Origin of the sequence: Pseudomonas wadenswilerensis (genome assembly GCF_024749185.1) — a bacterium.
GTDB lineage: Bacteria > Pseudomonadota > Gammaproteobacteria > Pseudomonadales > Pseudomonadaceae > Aquipseudomonas > Aquipseudomonas wadenswilerensis.
Window position 1 is genome coordinate 2,560,543 of sequence record NZ_CP087191.1, and the last position, 15,446, is coordinate 2,575,988.

At 62.0% G+C, this 15,446-nt stretch carries 15 protein-coding genes; 7 read left to right on the top strand and 8 right to left on the bottom strand.

Features of this window, described 5'->3' with window-relative positions:
* Nucleotides 1–146 precede the first annotated feature (146 nt).
* Nucleotides 147–1,178, top strand: coding sequence for an AraC family transcriptional regulator (locus LOY45_RS11960; RefSeq protein ID WP_134062398.1), 1,032 nt, complete (start codon nucleotides 147–149; stop codon nucleotides 1,176–1,178).
* On the opposite strand, the gene LOY45_RS11965 is transcribed toward LOY45_RS11960, so the two are convergent.
* The 3 genes from LOY45_RS11965 to LOY45_RS11975 form a co-directional block, all read right to left on the bottom strand.
* Nucleotides 1,147–2,676, bottom strand: a complete 1,530-nt coding sequence (locus LOY45_RS11965; protein WP_258579182.1) for a catalase — start codon at nucleotides 2,674–2,676, stop codon at nucleotides 1,147–1,149. The two genes, LOY45_RS11960 and LOY45_RS11965, sit on opposite strands and share 32 nt — an antisense overlap.
* A gap of 161 nt (nucleotides 2,677–2,837) precedes the next feature.
* A complete protein-coding gene (locus tag LOY45_RS11970) occupies nucleotides 2,838–3,722 on the bottom strand; it encodes a dihydrodipicolinate synthase family protein (protein ID WP_115086413.1) in 885 nt (294 codons plus the stop codon).
* Between the two features lie 36 nt (nucleotides 3,723–3,758).
* The gene (locus LOY45_RS11975) at nucleotides 3,759–4,541 is read right to left on the bottom strand and encodes an aldolase (RefSeq protein ID WP_134062402.1); all 783 of its coding nucleotides are present in this window, start codon (nucleotides 4,539–4,541) and stop codon (nucleotides 3,759–3,761) included.
* A gap of 160 nt (nucleotides 4,542–4,701) precedes the next feature.
* Here LOY45_RS11975 and LOY45_RS11980 point away from each other — a divergent pair, with 160 nt between their 5' ends.
* On the top strand, nucleotides 4,702–5,238 hold the full coding sequence (locus LOY45_RS11980; RefSeq protein WP_115086415.1) for a helix-turn-helix domain-containing protein: 537 nt from the start codon (nucleotides 4,702–4,704) through the stop codon (nucleotides 5,236–5,238).
* A 5-nt stretch (nucleotides 5,239–5,243) separates the two neighbouring features.
* Nucleotides 5,244–6,029 carry an AraC family transcriptional regulator gene (locus tag LOY45_RS11985; protein ID WP_258579183.1) on the top strand — a complete coding sequence of 262 codons (786 nt, stop codon included), beginning with the start codon at nucleotides 5,244–5,246 and terminating at the stop codon, nucleotides 6,027–6,029.
* Here the strand turns inward: LOY45_RS11985 and LOY45_RS11990 are convergent.
* Nucleotides 6,018–6,605, bottom strand: coding sequence for a LysE family translocator (locus LOY45_RS11990; RefSeq protein ID WP_115086417.1), 588 nt, complete (start codon nucleotides 6,603–6,605; stop codon nucleotides 6,018–6,020). The two genes, LOY45_RS11985 and LOY45_RS11990, sit on opposite strands and share 12 nt — an antisense overlap.
* Nucleotides 6,606–6,916: 311 nt before the next feature.
* Between LOY45_RS11990 and LOY45_RS11995 the strand changes: the two genes are divergently transcribed.
* On the top strand, nucleotides 6,917–8,488 hold the full coding sequence (locus tag LOY45_RS11995; protein WP_115086418.1) for a TerC family protein: 1,572 nt from the start codon (nucleotides 6,917–6,919) through the stop codon (nucleotides 8,486–8,488).
* Here the strand turns inward: LOY45_RS11995 and rarD are convergent.
* Together rarD and LOY45_RS12005 are read right to left on the bottom strand one after the other, a co-directional pair.
* Nucleotides 8,451–9,338, bottom strand: coding sequence for an EamA family transporter RarD (gene rarD, locus LOY45_RS12000; RefSeq protein WP_115086419.1), 888 nt, complete (start codon nucleotides 9,336–9,338; stop codon nucleotides 8,451–8,453). The genes LOY45_RS11995 and rarD overlap by 38 nt on opposite strands.
* A 61-nt stretch (nucleotides 9,339–9,399) precedes the next feature.
* Nucleotides 9,400–10,971 (bottom strand): EAL domain-containing protein, encoded by a 1,572-nt coding sequence (locus tag LOY45_RS12005; protein WP_258579184.1) that lies wholly within the window; start codon nucleotides 10,969–10,971, stop codon nucleotides 9,400–9,402.
* 324 nt (nucleotides 10,972–11,295) lie between these two features.
* Here LOY45_RS12005 and hppD point away from each other — a divergent pair, with 324 nt between their 5' ends.
* Both hppD and LOY45_RS12015 read left to right on the top strand, forming a co-directional pair.
* Entirely contained in the window at nucleotides 11,296–12,372 is a 1,077-nt protein-coding gene (gene hppD, locus LOY45_RS12010; protein WP_115086421.1) for a 4-hydroxyphenylpyruvate dioxygenase, read from the top strand.
* A 308-nt stretch (nucleotides 12,373–12,680) separates the two neighbouring features.
* A complete protein-coding gene (locus LOY45_RS12015; protein WP_258579185.1) occupies nucleotides 12,681–12,809 on the top strand; it encodes a hypothetical protein in 129 nt (42 codons plus the stop codon).
* Nucleotides 12,810–13,188: 379 nt separating this feature from the next.
* On the opposite strand, the gene LOY45_RS12020 is transcribed toward LOY45_RS12015, so the two are convergent.
* Together LOY45_RS12020 and LOY45_RS12025 are read right to left on the bottom strand one after the other, a co-directional pair.
* Entirely contained in the window at nucleotides 13,189–13,989 is an 801-nt protein-coding gene (locus LOY45_RS12020; RefSeq protein WP_134062412.1) for a CSS-motif domain-containing protein, read from the bottom strand.
* 137 nt (nucleotides 13,990–14,126) lie between these two features.
* A complete protein-coding gene (locus LOY45_RS12025; protein WP_115086423.1) occupies nucleotides 14,127–14,822 on the bottom strand; it encodes a type 1 glutamine amidotransferase domain-containing protein in 696 nt (231 codons plus the stop codon).
* Between the two features lie 176 nt (nucleotides 14,823–14,998).
* On the opposite strand from LOY45_RS12025, the gene LOY45_RS12030 reads away from it, so the two are divergent.
* Nucleotides 14,999–15,436, top strand: coding sequence for a nucleoside deaminase (locus LOY45_RS12030; protein ID WP_134062508.1), 438 nt, complete (start codon nucleotides 14,999–15,001; stop codon nucleotides 15,434–15,436).
* Nucleotides 15,437–15,446 lie beyond the last annotated feature (10 nt).

Consider the following 15,446-nt stretch of genomic DNA (forward strand, 5'->3'; position numbering starts at 1 on the left):
TGGCGGGGCAGGGCCGGCGTCTGCCAGAATGCTGCCCACAGCCACCTTCAGGTTGGCTTTGAGTCTAGGCAAAGCCTGCGCGCGGGCCTATGCCATAACTGTCCAGTGACACTGGTATTTTTTGCCACACCCTTGCGGAAACCGCCATGCGGGAAAACGATACAGTCGCCGTTTATTTCGTTCGTACCATGCTCCATGCTTTGCGCGCCCAGCCTGAGCGGGCGGCCGCGTTGCTGGCCGAGGCCGGTATCGATCAGGCGGTCTTGGAATCGTCCGTTGCGCGCGTACCCGCGCCGGCGTTTGCACGACTGTGGTTGCTGCTGATCGAAGCATTGAACGACGAGTTCTTCAACCTCGACAGCCATGGCATGCCCCAGGGCAGCTTTGCCCTGATCTGCCGGGGGCTGATCCAGGAGCCGACCCTGGAAAAGGCCCTGCGCCAGTGCCTGAACAACTTTGCGCTGTTCCTGCGCGATATTCGCGGGCAGTTGACGATCAAGGGCGGGCGCGCGGTGATCAGCCTGCGCACCGGCATCGAAGATCCGCTGACCCGGGTGTACGCCGAAGAAACCTTCCTCGCCCTGGTGATCAGCCTGCTGTGCTGGCTGGCCGGGCGACGCATCGTGATCGACCGCACGGCGCTGGCCGACACGCGCCCGGCCCAGGAGGATGACCCATTGCTGTGGGGCGCCAACGTGCAACTGGGCAGTGGCCGTACCGAGATCGAGTTTGCTGCCGATTACCTGCGCTTGCCGGTGGTCCAGGACCTGGCGGCGCTTAAGACCTTCCTGCGCAGCGCCCCGCAATGGCTGGTGATTCGCTACCGCAACCAGAATGGCCAGGTGGCCCAGGTGTATCGCTACCTGCGCGCCCGCCAGTATGGCCAGTGGCCGACCCTGCTGGCCATGGCCGAACGCCAGGGCCTGAGCCCCAGCAGCTTTCGCCGCCAACTGGAGCGTGAGGGCCGCTCGTACCAGCAGATCAAGGACGAGGTGCGCCGGGCCATGGCGTTCGAATGCCTGCGCCAGACGCACCTGAGTATTGCCGAAGTCGCCGAGCACACCGGTTTCCAGGAGCCCAGTGCGTTTCACCGAGCTTTCAAGAAGTGGACCGGCGAGAGCCCCGGCAGTTACCGCCAGCGCATGCTCAGTCCTGCAGCTGCGCCGCCAGTTGCTTGACCCTGACCAGGTCGCCACCGGCAACCTTGGCCACCCCCTTGCCATACTCCGGGTCGGCCTTGTACAGGTACGAGAGGATGGTGTGCTTGCTTTCGTCATCACTGCTGGCCAGCGACTGGCCGAAGCTGTTGATCAGGTCGCGGCGGTTTTTGCTGTCGTAAGAACGGAACAGCTCGCCAGCCTGCCTGAAGTTCTGCTGACGCTCGATGCCCTGTTGCTGGGTACTGCCGCTCAAGGGCAACGGGCTGTAGCGCGCTGACTCGGTCGACGGGCGCGGCATCAGGCGGCTGGGCTCGTAATTGACCCCGCCGACCGTGCGCGACGCGTTCAGGGCGCCATCCTGGTTGCCGTTGTTGACCTTGACCCTGGGCTGGTTGATCGGCAAGCCGGCGGCGTTGGCGCCAACCCGGTACATCTGGGTGTCGGCATAAGAGAACAGCCGGCCCTGTAGCAGGCGGTCTTCCGAGGGCTCGATGCCCGGAATCAGGTTCGAAGGCGCCAGCGCCACCTGTTCGGTTTCCTGGAAGTAGTTGCCGACATTGCGCTTGAGCACCATCTGCCCGACTTTGCGCTCAGGAACCCCTGGCCAGATCTTGGTAGGGTCCAGCGGATCGAAGTCAAAACCTGCCAGTTGCTCGGGCTTGAGGGTCTGGATATACAGGTCCCACTTCGGATGGTCGCCGCGGTTGATGGAATTGACCAGGTCGGTGGTCATGTGGCTGAAGTCATGGCCCTGCAGCTTGGCCACTTCGCCGGGGTTGAGGTTCTTCTGACCTTGCAAGGTTTTCCAGCGGAACTTCACGTAGGTGGTTTCGCCATCCCTGTTGACGAACTTGTAGGCGTGAACACTGTTGCCGTCCATGTGCCGGTAGCTCAGTGGCGTGCCTTCGTTGGAGTAGAGCAGGGTCAGGGTGCGGGTGGCTTCGGGCATATGCGAGAGCAGGTCGAAGCGCCGGGCGTCGTTGCCCAGGTTGGTGCGCGGGTCGGGCTTGAAGGCGTGGACCATGTCGGGGAACTTGATCGCATCGCGGATGAAGAAGGTCGGGAAGTTGTTGCCGACCAGGTCCCAGTTGCCATCGGCGGTGTAAAAACGGGTGGCAAAGCCGCGCGGGTCGCGCAGGGTTTCTGGTGAATGCAGGCCGTGCACCACCGAAGAGAAGCGCACGAACACCGGGGTTCGCTCCCCCGGGGTGAACACCTTGGCCCGGGTCAGCTCGGAAATGTCGCTGGAGGCGATGAACTCGCCATGGGCACCGGTACCGCGGGCATGAACGACACGCTCAGGTATGCGCTCGCGGTCGAAGCGCTGAAGCTTCTGGATCAACTGCACATCCTGCAGCAGGGCGGGGCCAGTGCCGCCGGCAGTCTGCGAGTTCTGGTTGTCGCCTACCGGGGCGCCGTTGTCGCGGGTCAGCGGAGCGGCGAGGGCGCTGCTTGCAATCAGCACGGCCGAGGCGAGTATGCCCAATGTGTAGCCTGAAAAACTGCGGGTGCTCATGATGACTGTCCTGTCATGGAAGGGGAGCAGCCGATGATAGAAACGACGGGACAGTGTACCCAGATGGGTTTTCATTACGCGGCGTCAGACTTCTCCCGAACTGGCTGGCGACTATGGGGGGGGACCCGACACTGCCTCAGTGCCGGGTTGCTGCAGCGCCGCTACGGCATTTGCTTGAGCAACTGCTGCAAGCGCGCCTGGCCTGCAGTGTCGAGGGCGAATACCGGCCGCCGCGGTTCACCCACCGGCAAGCCGGTCATGCCCAGCCCGGCCTTGATGGTTGCCGGCAGGCCACCCTTGAGGATGAACTCCAACAGTGGCAGTTGACGGTAGAACACCGCCTTGGCCGCGTTCAGGTCGTTGGCCTGCACGGCCTGGTACAGCTGCTGGTTCAGCGTGGGGATCAGGTTCGGTGCGGCGGTGCACCAGCCGCTGGCGCCGGCCACGAATGCCTCCAGGGCCAACGGGTTGCAACCGTTGTAGAACGGTACCTTGCCCTCGCCGAGCAACTGCAGCTTGTGCATGCGCTGGATGTCGCCGGTGCTCTCCTTGACCATGGTGACGTTCTCGACCTCGCGCACGATGCGCAGGATCAGCTCCACCGACATGTCGGTACCGCTGGTGGCCGGGTTGTTGTAGAGCATGATCGGCAGCTTGATGCTGGCGCCAATCGCTCGGTAGTGCTCGAAAATCTCCGCTTCGGTGAGCTTCCAGTAGGCCGCCGGCAGCACCATCACCGCATCGGCGCCGTGTTCCTGGGCAAAGCGCGCACGGCGAATGGCGCCGGCGGTGGTCAGGTCGGAGACGCTGACGATGGTCGGTACCCGCCCGGCAATGTGGCGCAGGCTGAACGCGGCCACCTGTTGCCATTCCAGGTCGCTCAGGTAGGCGCCTTCGCCGGTGCTGCCGAGGGGGGCGATGGCATGCACGCCGCCGTCGATCAGGCGGTCGATCGAGCGGCCGAGGGCGTCGAGGTCAAGCTGCTCGCCGTCGGCACTGAACGGGGTGATGGTGTAGCCGATGATGCCGTGAAAAGTCTTGGACATGAAATCTACTCCGCAAGGTAAGTAAAAAAGCTCGGATCAGTTCAGGCAGTCGCCATGCACCCGCAGGCACTGGCGCGCATAGTAGTTAAAGGCAGCGCTGTGGCGTTTGGGCCGGGAGATCCAGTCATGGGCTTCACGGCCCAGCTCAGGGGCAATCGGCTTGATGCTGCCGGCGGCCATGGCCAGCAGTTGCAGCTTGGCGGCGCGCTCGATCAACTGGGCAATCACGCAGGCTTCCTCGATGCTGGCGCCGGTCGACAACTGGCCGTGGTGCGAGAGCAGGATGGCGCGCTTGTCGCCCAGGGCTGCACTGATGATCTCGCCTTCTTCGTTGCCCACCGGCACGCCGGGCCAGGCTTCGAGAAACGCGCAATCGTCGTACAGCGGGCAGAGGTCCATGTGCGACACCTCAAGCGGCACTTCGAGCATCGACAGGGCGGCGACGTGGGTCGGGTGGGTGTGGATGATGCAGTTCACATCCGGCCGCGCGCGGTACACCCAGCTGTGGAAGCGGTTGGCCGGGTTGGGCATGCCGTGTCCTTCGAGCACTTCCAGGTCTTCGTTGACCAGCAACAGGTTGCTGGCAGTGATTTCGTCGAATCCCAGGCCCAGTTGCTGGGTGTAGAAGGTGCCCGGTTGCGGACCGCGGGCGCTGATTTGCCCGGCAAGGCCGGAGTCGTGGCCGTTGTCGAACAGAATCCGGCAGGTCAATGCCAGCTTTTCGCGCACAGTCCACGTATTATCGGCAAGCGAGCCTTGCATCTGCTTAAGGGCCTTCTGGATCAGTTGGTCCTTGGGGAGTGCCATTGTCTTGGTCATGGGGCTATCCTCGGTGGCGTGATGGATTGTCACGGCTGGCCCACCCCGGTTGCTTGGAAGGTGACGGGGTGGTCAATCTCATGACACAATCAAGGCTATATGACACAAAGTGTCATTAGCAAGAAAAAACTTGCCCATGGCATTGGGAAAATCGCGTCACATGTCTATCCGATTGAAATTGTTGAGAAAAAAACTGGGTATTACCCTGGATGCGCTGGCTGAGATGTCGGGCATGACCAAGAGTTACCTGTCCAAGGTCGAGCGCGGGCTGAACACCCCGTCGATAGCGGCTGCGTTGAAGCTGGCGCGTGCCTTGAACGTCAATGTCGAGGAGCTGTTTGCCGAAGACCAGCCAGGCCAGGCCCGCTACAGCCTGGTGCGCAACCACGAACGTCAGGCGGTAGCGGGGCCGGGGCCAGGTTATACGGTGCTGACCAAGCAGATCGGCAGCCGCAGCCTGTTGCCCTTCATCATCAGCCCGCCGCCCGAGTTCAGCGATGCTTCGTTCAAGGAGCACCTGGGCGAGGAGTTCCTGTTCGTCCATGAGGGGCAGGTAGAGGTCGACTTCATGAACGAGCGGGTGATCCTCGAACGTGGGGATGCGCTGTATTTCAACGCTCAGACCCCACACCGCCTGCGCTCGCTGGGTGAAGTACAGGCCCAGTTGCTGGTGGTGGTGCACGACGCCGAGGGCTGATGCCAATGCGCGCAAACTCCCGATTCTGGCGTGACCCGGCGCTGCCTTTCATCGAGGCGCGCAGCGTCGCCGATGGCCGCAAGGTCTGCTACGCGGCGCATTCGCACGAGAGTTTTTCGATTGGCGCAATCACGGCGGGGCGCAGTACCTACCTCAGTGGCGACAGCCATCAGAACGTGGCCGCCGGTACCGTGGTGCTGATGAACCCAGGGGTGGTGCATACCTGCAATCCCATCGACGGTGAGCCCTGGTCCTACCTGATGCTGTATGTCGACTGGTCCTGGTTGCAGGCCCTCGGGTTCTCAGCGCCAACGGCGATCAGCAGCACGTCGGCGGCGCTGTTCGACGATCTGCGGCAGTTGTTCCATCTGCTGCTGGATGAGCAGCAACCGGCCGCTGGCAAAGAGGCAGCCTTACGGGTGTTTTTCCGCGGATTGAGCCAGCGCCTGGGGGCTGGCGAGCAACCGGCGACCAAGGCTGATCAGCGGCTGCTGGCGGCTGCGGCATTCATTCGCGGCCATTGCACCGAGCCATTGCGCCTGGAGGACATCAGCCAGGCTGCCGGGCTGTCTACGTCCTACCTGATCCGGGCGTTCAAGCAGCAGTTCGGCCTGACGCCCCATGGTTACCTGCTCGACCAGCGCGTGCAATACGCCCGCGCTCAGTTGCGGCGCGGCCGACAGATCGCCGAGGTCGCCGTGGAGGCCGGTTTTGCCGATCAGGCGCATTTGCAGCGCGCCTTCAAACGCCACCTGGCGGCGACGCCGGGGCATTACCGTTCAGCCCAGTAGCAGGTACAGGGCGCTGGCCACCAGCAGCAGTGCCAGGCTGCGGTTGAACAGGCGCATGCGCTGCGGATTGTTGAGGTACTGACTGATCACGCTGCCAGCCCAGGCCCAGGTGGCGATCGACAGGTAGCAGATGACGAAATAGACAGCGCTGAATTGCCATAACAGCCGGGTTTCGCCATCGCCGACATAGGCGCCAATCCCGGCCACGCAGGCCAGCCAGGCTTTCGGGTTGAGCCACTGCAGGGTGGCGCCGGCAAGCATCGAAGGTGCGGCCTCGTGGCTGGCCGAACCCAGTTGGCCATTGTCCCAGGCCAGTTTCCAGGCCATGTACAGCAAAAACAGCACGCCTGCCCAGTGCAGTATCTGGGTCAGGGCCGGCCAGTAGCGCAGCAGTTGGTGCAGGCCGAGGCCAATCAGCAACAGCAGCAGGGTAAAACCCACTGTTGCTCCGGTGACATGCCGCAGGCTGGCGCGCAGGCCGTGGCGGGCACCGGCGCCCAGGGCGACGATATTGACCGGGCCGGGTGAGATAGAAGCGGCCAGCGCAAAGGCGGCCATTGATAGCATCAGGCTCATGGGAAGTTCATCCAGAACAGGGGAGACCGGCACAGCCTACGGCTCGGCAAACCCTCGGGTATTGAAGAAAATTACCCAACACAGGCAATACGCTCACCGCTCACCGGCAGGAGCGGGCTTGCCCTGCGATTTACAGAATTTGAAATAGTTTCATGCTGTGAGAAAAGCCTGCTGCAATTGTAGGATCACATCCCCAATTGATTTCAGGTTGATATGACTTCGTTCTCGGAGCCTCCCAGTACCCGGCCGTCCCGGCCATTCTCCCGTCTTTGTGACGTTTTCCGTCCGTTCTCGCACATGAGTGATCGCCCATGGAATGGCTAGCCGACCCCACGGCCTGGCTGGGCCTTGCCACGCTGATTGTGCTGGAACTGGTACTGGGTATCGATAACCTGGTGTTCATCGCCATCCTCGCCGATAAACTGCCGCCCCATCAGCGCGACCGTGCGCGGGTGATCGGCCTGTCGCTGGCGCTGATCATGCGCCTGGGCCTGCTGGCCAGTATCTCGTGGATGGTGACCCTCACTGCGCCGCTGTTCGAGGTGTTCGACAAGAGCTTCTCCGGACGCGACCTGATCATGCTGTTCGGTGGTGTGTTCCTGTTGTTCAAGGCGACCATGGAACTGCACGAGCGCCTGGAAGGCCACGTTGCGCAAAACACCGGCAGCGTGCGTCACGCCGCGTTCTGGCCGATCGTCGCGCAGATCGTGGTGCTTGATGCGGTGTTCTCCCTGGACGCGGTCATCACCGCCGTGGGTATGGTCGAAGAATTGTCGATCATGATGATCGCCGTGATCTTCTCCATCGGCATCATGATCGTTGCCAGCAAGCCGTTGACCCGTTTCGTCAACAATCACCCGACGGTGATCATGCTGTGCCTGGGTTTCTTGATGATGATCGGCTTCAGCCTCACCGCCGAGGGCCTGGGCTTCCATATTCCGAAAGGCTACCTGTATGCCGCCATCGGTTTCTCGATCCTCATCGAGCTGTTCAACCAGCTGGCCCGTGCCCGCCGCAAGCGGAGCCTGCAGCAACACCGTCCGCTGCGCGAACGCACCGCCCACGCGGTAATGCGCCTGCTGGGCGGGCGCCGGGTCGAGGCCGACGACGTCGGCGAGGAGATTGCCGATCTGGTCGAGGGTGGCGAAGAGCAGGTGCTGTTCGACCGTCGCGAACGGGTGATGATCAGCGGCGTGCTGAACCTGGCCGAGCGGCCGGTCAAGACCGTGATGACGGTACGTGCCAAGGTCGATACCATCGACCTGGCGCAGCCGGCTGAAGCGATTCGTACTGCGCTGATGCATTCGTCCTACTCGCGCTTGCCGCTGATTCGTGACGGCCGCATCGAAGAACCCTTGGGCTTCGTGCACAAGAAGGAGCTGCTCAAGGAGTTGTTGGCCGGTAATCAGCCGGACCTGGAGAGCCTCGCCCGGGCGCCGCTGAACCTGCTGGAGAGTTTCAGCATCCTCAACGCCCTGGAGCAGATGCGCGGCCAGTCGACGCACATTGCCTTCGTGGTCAACGAGTTCGGTGATTTCACCGGGGTGCTGACCATGACCGATATCCTCGAGTCCATCGCCGGTGAATTGCCCGATGCCAGTGAAGTGGAGGGGCCGGGCATCGTCGAAGACGAGCAGGGCTTTGTCGTCAGCGGCGCCCTGAACCTCAGCCAGATCCAGGCGCGCACCGGTTTTGCCGCCAAGCCCACGGAGGACTACCAGACCCTCGCCGGCCTGGTCATGAGCCTGCTTGACCGCTTGCCGATGGTCGGCGACAGCCTGGTGTGGGACAACTGGAAGATGACTGTGGTCGCGGTGGAGGAAAGACGGGTGCGCCAGGTGCGCCTTACACCGAGCGCCGCCGTTGACGCAGCAGGTGCCTGACGCCTTCAGCGATCAGCACCAGCACCGCCAGCCAGATCGGCAGGTAAGTCAGCCACTGGTCGGGGCCGATGGTCTCGCCCAGGAGCAGGGCCACGGCCACCAGCAGCACCGGTTCGACATAGCTGAGCAGGCCGAACAGGCTGAAGGCCAGCAGGCGGCTGGCCAGTACATAACAGATCAGCGCCAGTGCGCTGATCACCCCAAGCAGTGGAATCAGGCCGTACAACCCCGGATGTTCGGCCAGGTCCTGGGCCGACAGCGGGCCCTGGATGACAAAGTACAGCGCCGCTGGCAGCAGCAGGCACATGTCGGCCCACAGCCCGCCAAGATGGTCAGTGCCACATTTGCGCCGCAGCACGAAGTACAACGGATAGCCACCGGCCACCAACAGGGTTTCCCAGGCAAAACTGCCATGTTGGTAAAGCTCATGACCGACGCCGGTGATCGCACAGGCCACCGCCACTTTCTGCAGTCGCGACAGGCGTTCTCCATAGATCAGGCGGCCGGTCAGAACCATGGTCAGCGGCAAGAGGAAATAGCCCAGCGATACTTCCAGGCTGCGCCCGTGCAACGGCGCCCAGAGGAACAGCCAGAGCTGCACGCCCATCAGCGACGAAGTCCCCAGCAGGCCGAGCAACAGCAGCGGTGTGCGCCGCACCCGTGCGAGCAAGCCGGTGACCAGCGGCCAGTCGCGGGTAAACAGCATGAACAGGGTGACGCACGGCAGGGTCAGGAGCATGCGCCAGCCGAACACCTCCTCGCCGTCGAGCGGGGTGAGCAGCGAGGTGTAGTAGTACATCACGGCAAACAGGAACGACGCCGTGACCGATGTAATGATGCCTTTTGACACAAATGCCTCGGTTGCAGAAGAAAACAGAGCGGGTAACCCGCGATGATCTCAGGCCGCAGGCCTAACCGGCAACCTCCGCCACCTGCGACGCGGGTTCGGCCTGGGCCGCCAGGGCGGCGACAAAACCCTCGATCGGCATGGGCCGGGCGAACAGGTAACCCTGCTGGAAATCGACATTGTGGTGCGCCAGGTAATCGCGCTGGGTTTCGTTTTCGACGCCTTCTGCGACGATGCCCAGTTCAAGCTTGGCCGACAGTTCGATGATGCTGTCAAGAATATGCAATGACAGGGCATCGACCCCGATCAGGGCGACGAAGCTCTGGTCGATCTTCAGGTAGTCGACCTTGAACTGGCGCAGGTAGCTGAGGCTGGACTGGCCGGTGCCGAAGTCGTCGATGGCAATCATTACCCCCAGTTCGTGCAGCTTGGCGAACAGGTCCTGGGTGACTTCGCTGGGGGCGATCAGCTTGCGTTCGGTCAGTTCCAGGGTCAGCAGCACGCGCCCGGGCGGGAAGGCGGCGAGAAAGTCCCGGCAGTCGTCGTACAGGGCCAGGTCCTGGCAATGATCGGCGGTGATGTTGATGCCGACATGAAAACCGTCCTCCATCAGCGCCGCATGGGGCGCCAGCAGTTCGGCGGTGCGGCGCATGAGGATGCGCGTCATCGGCACGATCTGGCCGCTGTGCTCGGCGTAGGGGATGAACAGGTCGGGGCGTACCAGGCCTTCGCGCGGGTGCTGCCAGCGCATCAGCACTTCGGCGCCGGCCCAGCGATAGTCGCCCTTGCGCACCACTGGCTGGAAGTACGGCAAAAATTCGTTGGCTTCCATGGCCCGCTGCAACTCGGCCCGTGGCGAACTGGCGCGACGCAGCATCCAGCGGCACACGGCGCCGGCAATCACCCCGAGAAACACCAGCAAGCCGAACAGGGCAGGGTATTCATCGCGCATCACCTGGCCGACCTTGCCCGCTTCATAACCGCTGTGGATCGAGAAAGGGTAGTGGCTGGAGGTGAGCCGCACCGGCGCCACCGCGGCGGCGGGGGCGATACCTTCATGCACCAGGCCGTCCTTGCCCATCCAGTAACGGCCCACCTGCAGCAACAACCGGGTGTGCGGGCCGATCAGGCGCAGGGCGGTGAGCAGGTGGTCGCCATCGACGGTGCTGATGGCGCCGCGCTCGCCTTCGCTGACCCGATACACCAGCAGCGGATGGCCCGGGGTCACCGAGTTGCCGTTCATCAGCCAGAGTTTGCCGTCGACATAGTCGCTGGCATTGACCGGTTCGCTGTACGGGCCGAACAGCGAACTGCAATACAGCTCGTTGCGGTAGACCAGGTTGGTGGAGCGCACGAAGGAGCGGCGGGTGACCTGGTCGCGCAGGGCCAGTTTTTCTTCCATGCACGGCAGCCCGGCCAGTGGCAGCAGCGATTGCGCCGCGCCGGAGATGTTGTCCAGGATCAGCTCGACCTGGGCCACCACATGCTGTGCGGTGGCGCTGCTGCGGGCCTCGAGCTCGCGCTCGGCTTGCCAGAACATGATCACCAGGCCGCACAGCACCGGTACCGCGCCGACGGCCCAGGGCAGCAGGGCACGCAAGGTCCAGCGTCCGGGGCGTTTTACCGTGAAAGGCATGGCGGCTAACCTGTACTGGCGGAGAAGGAAAACGGCTGTGCGCCTAGGATAGCCGTTCGTCGGCCGTCGGGCGTCAACTTAAGTGCGGACAAATCGGTTTACGCACTGTAGAATCCAGTTACGCATACAATAATAAGGTTCTCCACCTTCGGGGAATCAACCCGCCGAGAATGGGTCCATATGAAGTGTCATGGGTTCAAGCTGATCTATGGTGACTTCCTCGCCAGAAGTGTGAGGGGCATCTCTTGCGCGCCACCACGCCTGCTCGACATCGATAGCAATTAACAACCGTTATTTACCCGCTTTGATGATGAGGAAACGAGCATGGCTGATATCTTTGAAAACCCGATGGGCCTGATGGGCTTTGAATTCATCGAGTTCGCATCGCCGACCCCGGGCGCCCTGGAACCGATCTTCCAGATCATGGGTTTCACCAAGGTGGCTACCCACCGTTCCAAGGACGTGCACCTGTACCGCCAGGGCGGTATCAACCTGATCCTGAACAACGAACCGAAAAGCGTCGCTTCGTACTTTGCCGCCGAGCATGGCCCTTCGGTATGCGGCATGGCCTTCCGTGTGCGTAACGCCCACGAAGCCTATGCCCGCGCCCTGGAACTGGGGGCCCAGCCGGTGGAAATCGAAACCGGTCCGATGGAGCTGCGTCTGCCGGCGATCAAAGGTATCGGTGGTGCGCCGCTGTACCTGATCGACCGCTTTGAAGAAGGCAGCTCGATCTATGACATCGACTTCAACTTCATTGAGGGCGTTGATCGTCATCCAGTCGGTGCCGGCCTCAAGATCATCGATCACCTGACCCACAACGTTTACCGCGGGCGCATGGCCTACTGGGCCGGTTTCTACGAGAAACTGTTCAACTTCCGCGAGATCCGTTACTTCGACATCAAGGGTGAGTACACCGGCCTGACCTCCAAGGCCATGACCGCACCTGACGGCATGATCCGTATCCCGCTGAACGAGGAATCGTCCAAGGGTGCCGGGCAGATCGAAGAGTTCCTCATGCAGTTCAATGGCGAGGGCATCCAGCACGTGGCCTTCCTCAGCGACAACCTGCTCGAGAGCTGGGACGCCCTGAAAAAACTCGGCATGCGCTTCATGACCGCGCCGCCGGAGACCTACTACGAGATGCTCGAAGGCCGTCTGCCGGGTCACGGCGAGCCGGTCGGCGAGCTGCAGGCCCGTGGCATCCTGCTTGACGGCTCCTCCGAGTCCGGTGACAAGCGCCTGCTGCTGCAGATCTTCTCGGAAACCCTGATGGGCCCGGTGTTCTTCGAGTTCATCCAGCGCAAGGGTGACGATGGCTTCGGTGAAGGCAACTTCAAGGCCCTGTTCGAGTCGATCGAGCGAGACCAGGTGCGTCGCGGTGTTCTGAGCACTGACTGATCTGCATCGCTACTGAAAAGGCCATTGGGCGTATGCTCAATGGCCTTTTTTTTTTAGGTTCTCCACGGAATCCCGGAGGCTATGATTCTTCGGTTGGGTTGGGATGTTGAGGCTGCGGGCTTATCCATTCGCTGTGGCGCTGCTGCTGGCCCCTTCCGCCCTTACGGCGGCCTACTTTTCTCTTGGGAAAAGGTAGGCAAAACCGCTCGCTCCAGCATACGGCCCTACGCTGCGCTTCGGGTCCCCTCGCTACGGCACCTTCGCTCGGCCTCCTGAAGTCGCCTTTCGCGGCGCCTGGAAGTACGTGCATGAACATCAAGATCAAGATCAAGATCAAGATCAAGATCAAGATCAAGATCAAGACCAAGCAAGTTGGTACTCGTTTTACCAGCGGGCTTGTCCCGCTCCTGCGTCAGCATGGCTGCGCCAACATCTGATTTCGCAGATACGTCAGTGCAGGCGCCGCCCGTAACTTCGCGACTTCAGGAGGCTGAGCGTAGGTGTCTGGAGGGGGCTGGTGCGTAGCACCCTTCGGCCCAGGCCGAAGTCGCGAGACGTAGACTTGGCGAAGCAAGTCGTAGGCCGCGATGCCCCTGGAAGGCACCGTAGCGAAGGAACCCGGAGCGCAACGTAGGGCCGTATGCTGGAGCGAGCGGTTTTGGTTCCTTTTGCCAAGACAAAAGGGACCCGCCGTAAGGGCGGAAGGGGCCGGCAGCGGCGCCACAGCGAATGGATAAGCCCGCAGCCGTAGCCTCAACATCCCAACCCAAGGCTCATAGCCCCGGGATTCCGTGAAGGGCTTTTTTATGCAGGCGTTCAAACGGTAGGAGGCGCAGGTGTGCGGCGTCTACGGAACAAGCCCCAGTACGCCACCGCCGCCGTAATGATGCCAACCAGCAGCAATGACGGCGCGGTTGAAGCCGAGGCCTGGCGGATCATTCGCCAGGTATGGCCATGCGGGTAGCCAGCGTGCACCGTGTAGCCATATTTCTCGGAGACCAGGCGCTGCGAGTCCTCGGCATGGTTGGGGATTTGTGATTCGATGCCACTGCCGGTTGCCCAGAGGTAGTCGGAGCCGAACTGCAGGGCCAGCACGATGGAGTTTTTGAAGCCCAGCAATTCGGCTTGCAAACTGCGGGCATCGTTGAGGGCGATGACGCCAAAAGGGTATTCCTGTATGCGGTAATGCAATACGGGAACGTCTGGCGTGACGACGTTGCGCAGATCCAGGCGCAGGCGCTGGTTGAGGTATTCACCGGGGTCGATCTGCCTGTCAACGTTACCGAGCAGGGAGCTACAGTAGCCTCGGTTCTCTCTGACCAGCACCAGCGAGCGCACGTTGGGTTGCTTGAAGGCTTCCTGACGCAGGGCAGGCAGGACCTCCTCGCACGTTCGCCCAGCCAGCCCCAGCACTGCTCCGCTGGCGCCGTGCAGGGTATCGATTACCCGGTCAATGGCATAAACGGCCTCAACAGCAGACACTTTGGCGGTTTCTTCCTGCTTGCGCTCAACCTGCAGTGCCAGCACCAGAAGGCCACAGGCCACAGGCGCCAGGCCGATCAGCAGGGTTATCAGAAACTCGAGCAAACTGCGGCCGGCAAGACGGGATGGAGCCATGATTGCACCTCTATGCTGAACGAGAACCCGATCTTCCTGGTCGGGTGATACTCGCCAGCATAAAGAGTGCAATCAGCGGCGGCTGTAGGCCACGTTTACCGTAGATGAAGTACCAATCGGCAATCCGGGTAAGCGCCTCAACGCTTTTTCAGCGCGGCCACTACCAGGTCAGCCACCACGCCAGCGGAGGCGGGGTTCTGACCGGTGATCAAGCGTCCCTCTTTCTGGTCGGCAATGGCGAAGGGCAGCCACGGCTCCTCAGCCTTGAGATACAGCCCGCCACGGGCTTTGAGCTCGGTTTCGGTCAGATAAGGTACGACCTTGTCCAGTTCAGCCAGTTTCTCTTCAGTGTCGGAAAAGCCGGTGACTTCGCGGTCCTTGACCAGCAAGGTGTTGTCACTGAGCTTGATGTTGAGCAGGCCGACCGCGCCATGACACACCGATGCCACCACGCCACCGGCCTCGAAGATGCGCCGGGCCAGGTCCTGCAGTTCGGTGTTGTCGGGAAAGTCCCAGATGACACCGTGACCGCCGGTATAGTAGATGACGCTGTAATCCTGGGCCTTGACCTCTCCGGGGCTGAGGGTCTTGCCCAGGCGGTTCATGAACGCCTTGTTCTGGTACCACTCCCAATCGATATCTGCGGCCATTTGCAGGCTGTGCGGGTCGATGGGTACGTAGCCGCCGCCGGGGCTCAGGTAGTCGACCTTGTAGCCAGCCTTTTCGACTTTATCGACAAAATGCACCGCTTCACCCAGCCACAGACCCGTGGCGCGCTTCAGTGTCGGGTATTTGGCCGTATTGGTCAGCACCACCAGTATTTTCTTGCTCATCGCAACGCTCCCTGTACTGGAACGGACCCGGACTGCCCGGGCCACAGAGGAGAAACCTGTTCAGCATAGTAGCGGCTGGCATGGATGCCATTCCCGGCTGGCGATATGCTAGCCTGCGAAGATAGTCCGCAACGCTACAGGGAGTCGACCAACGGATGAGCACTATGACCCAAACCGTGGATGCGTTCATGCAGGCAGCCATCGAAGAGGCCCAACAGGGCCGTAATGAGGGTGGCATACCGATCGGTTCTGTGCTGGTGCACGACAACCAAATCATCGGACGCGGCCATAACCGCCGCGTGCAACAGGGCAGCGCGATCCTGCACGGCGAAATGGACGCCCTGGAAAACGCCGGGCGCCAGCCCGCCAGCCTCTATGCCGAGGCCACCCTGTACACCACCTTGTCGCCGTGCCCGATGTGCAGCGGGGCGATCCTGCTGTACGGCATCAAGCGCGTCATTGTTGGCGAAAACCAGACCTTCATGGGCGAGGAAGACCTGCTCAAGGCCCGTGGTGTCGACGTGCAGGTGCTGCACAATGATAACTGCGTCAAGATGATGAGCGATTTTATCCAGGAGCATCCCGAGCTCTGGAACGAAGATATCGGCGTCTAGGTCCGATTGT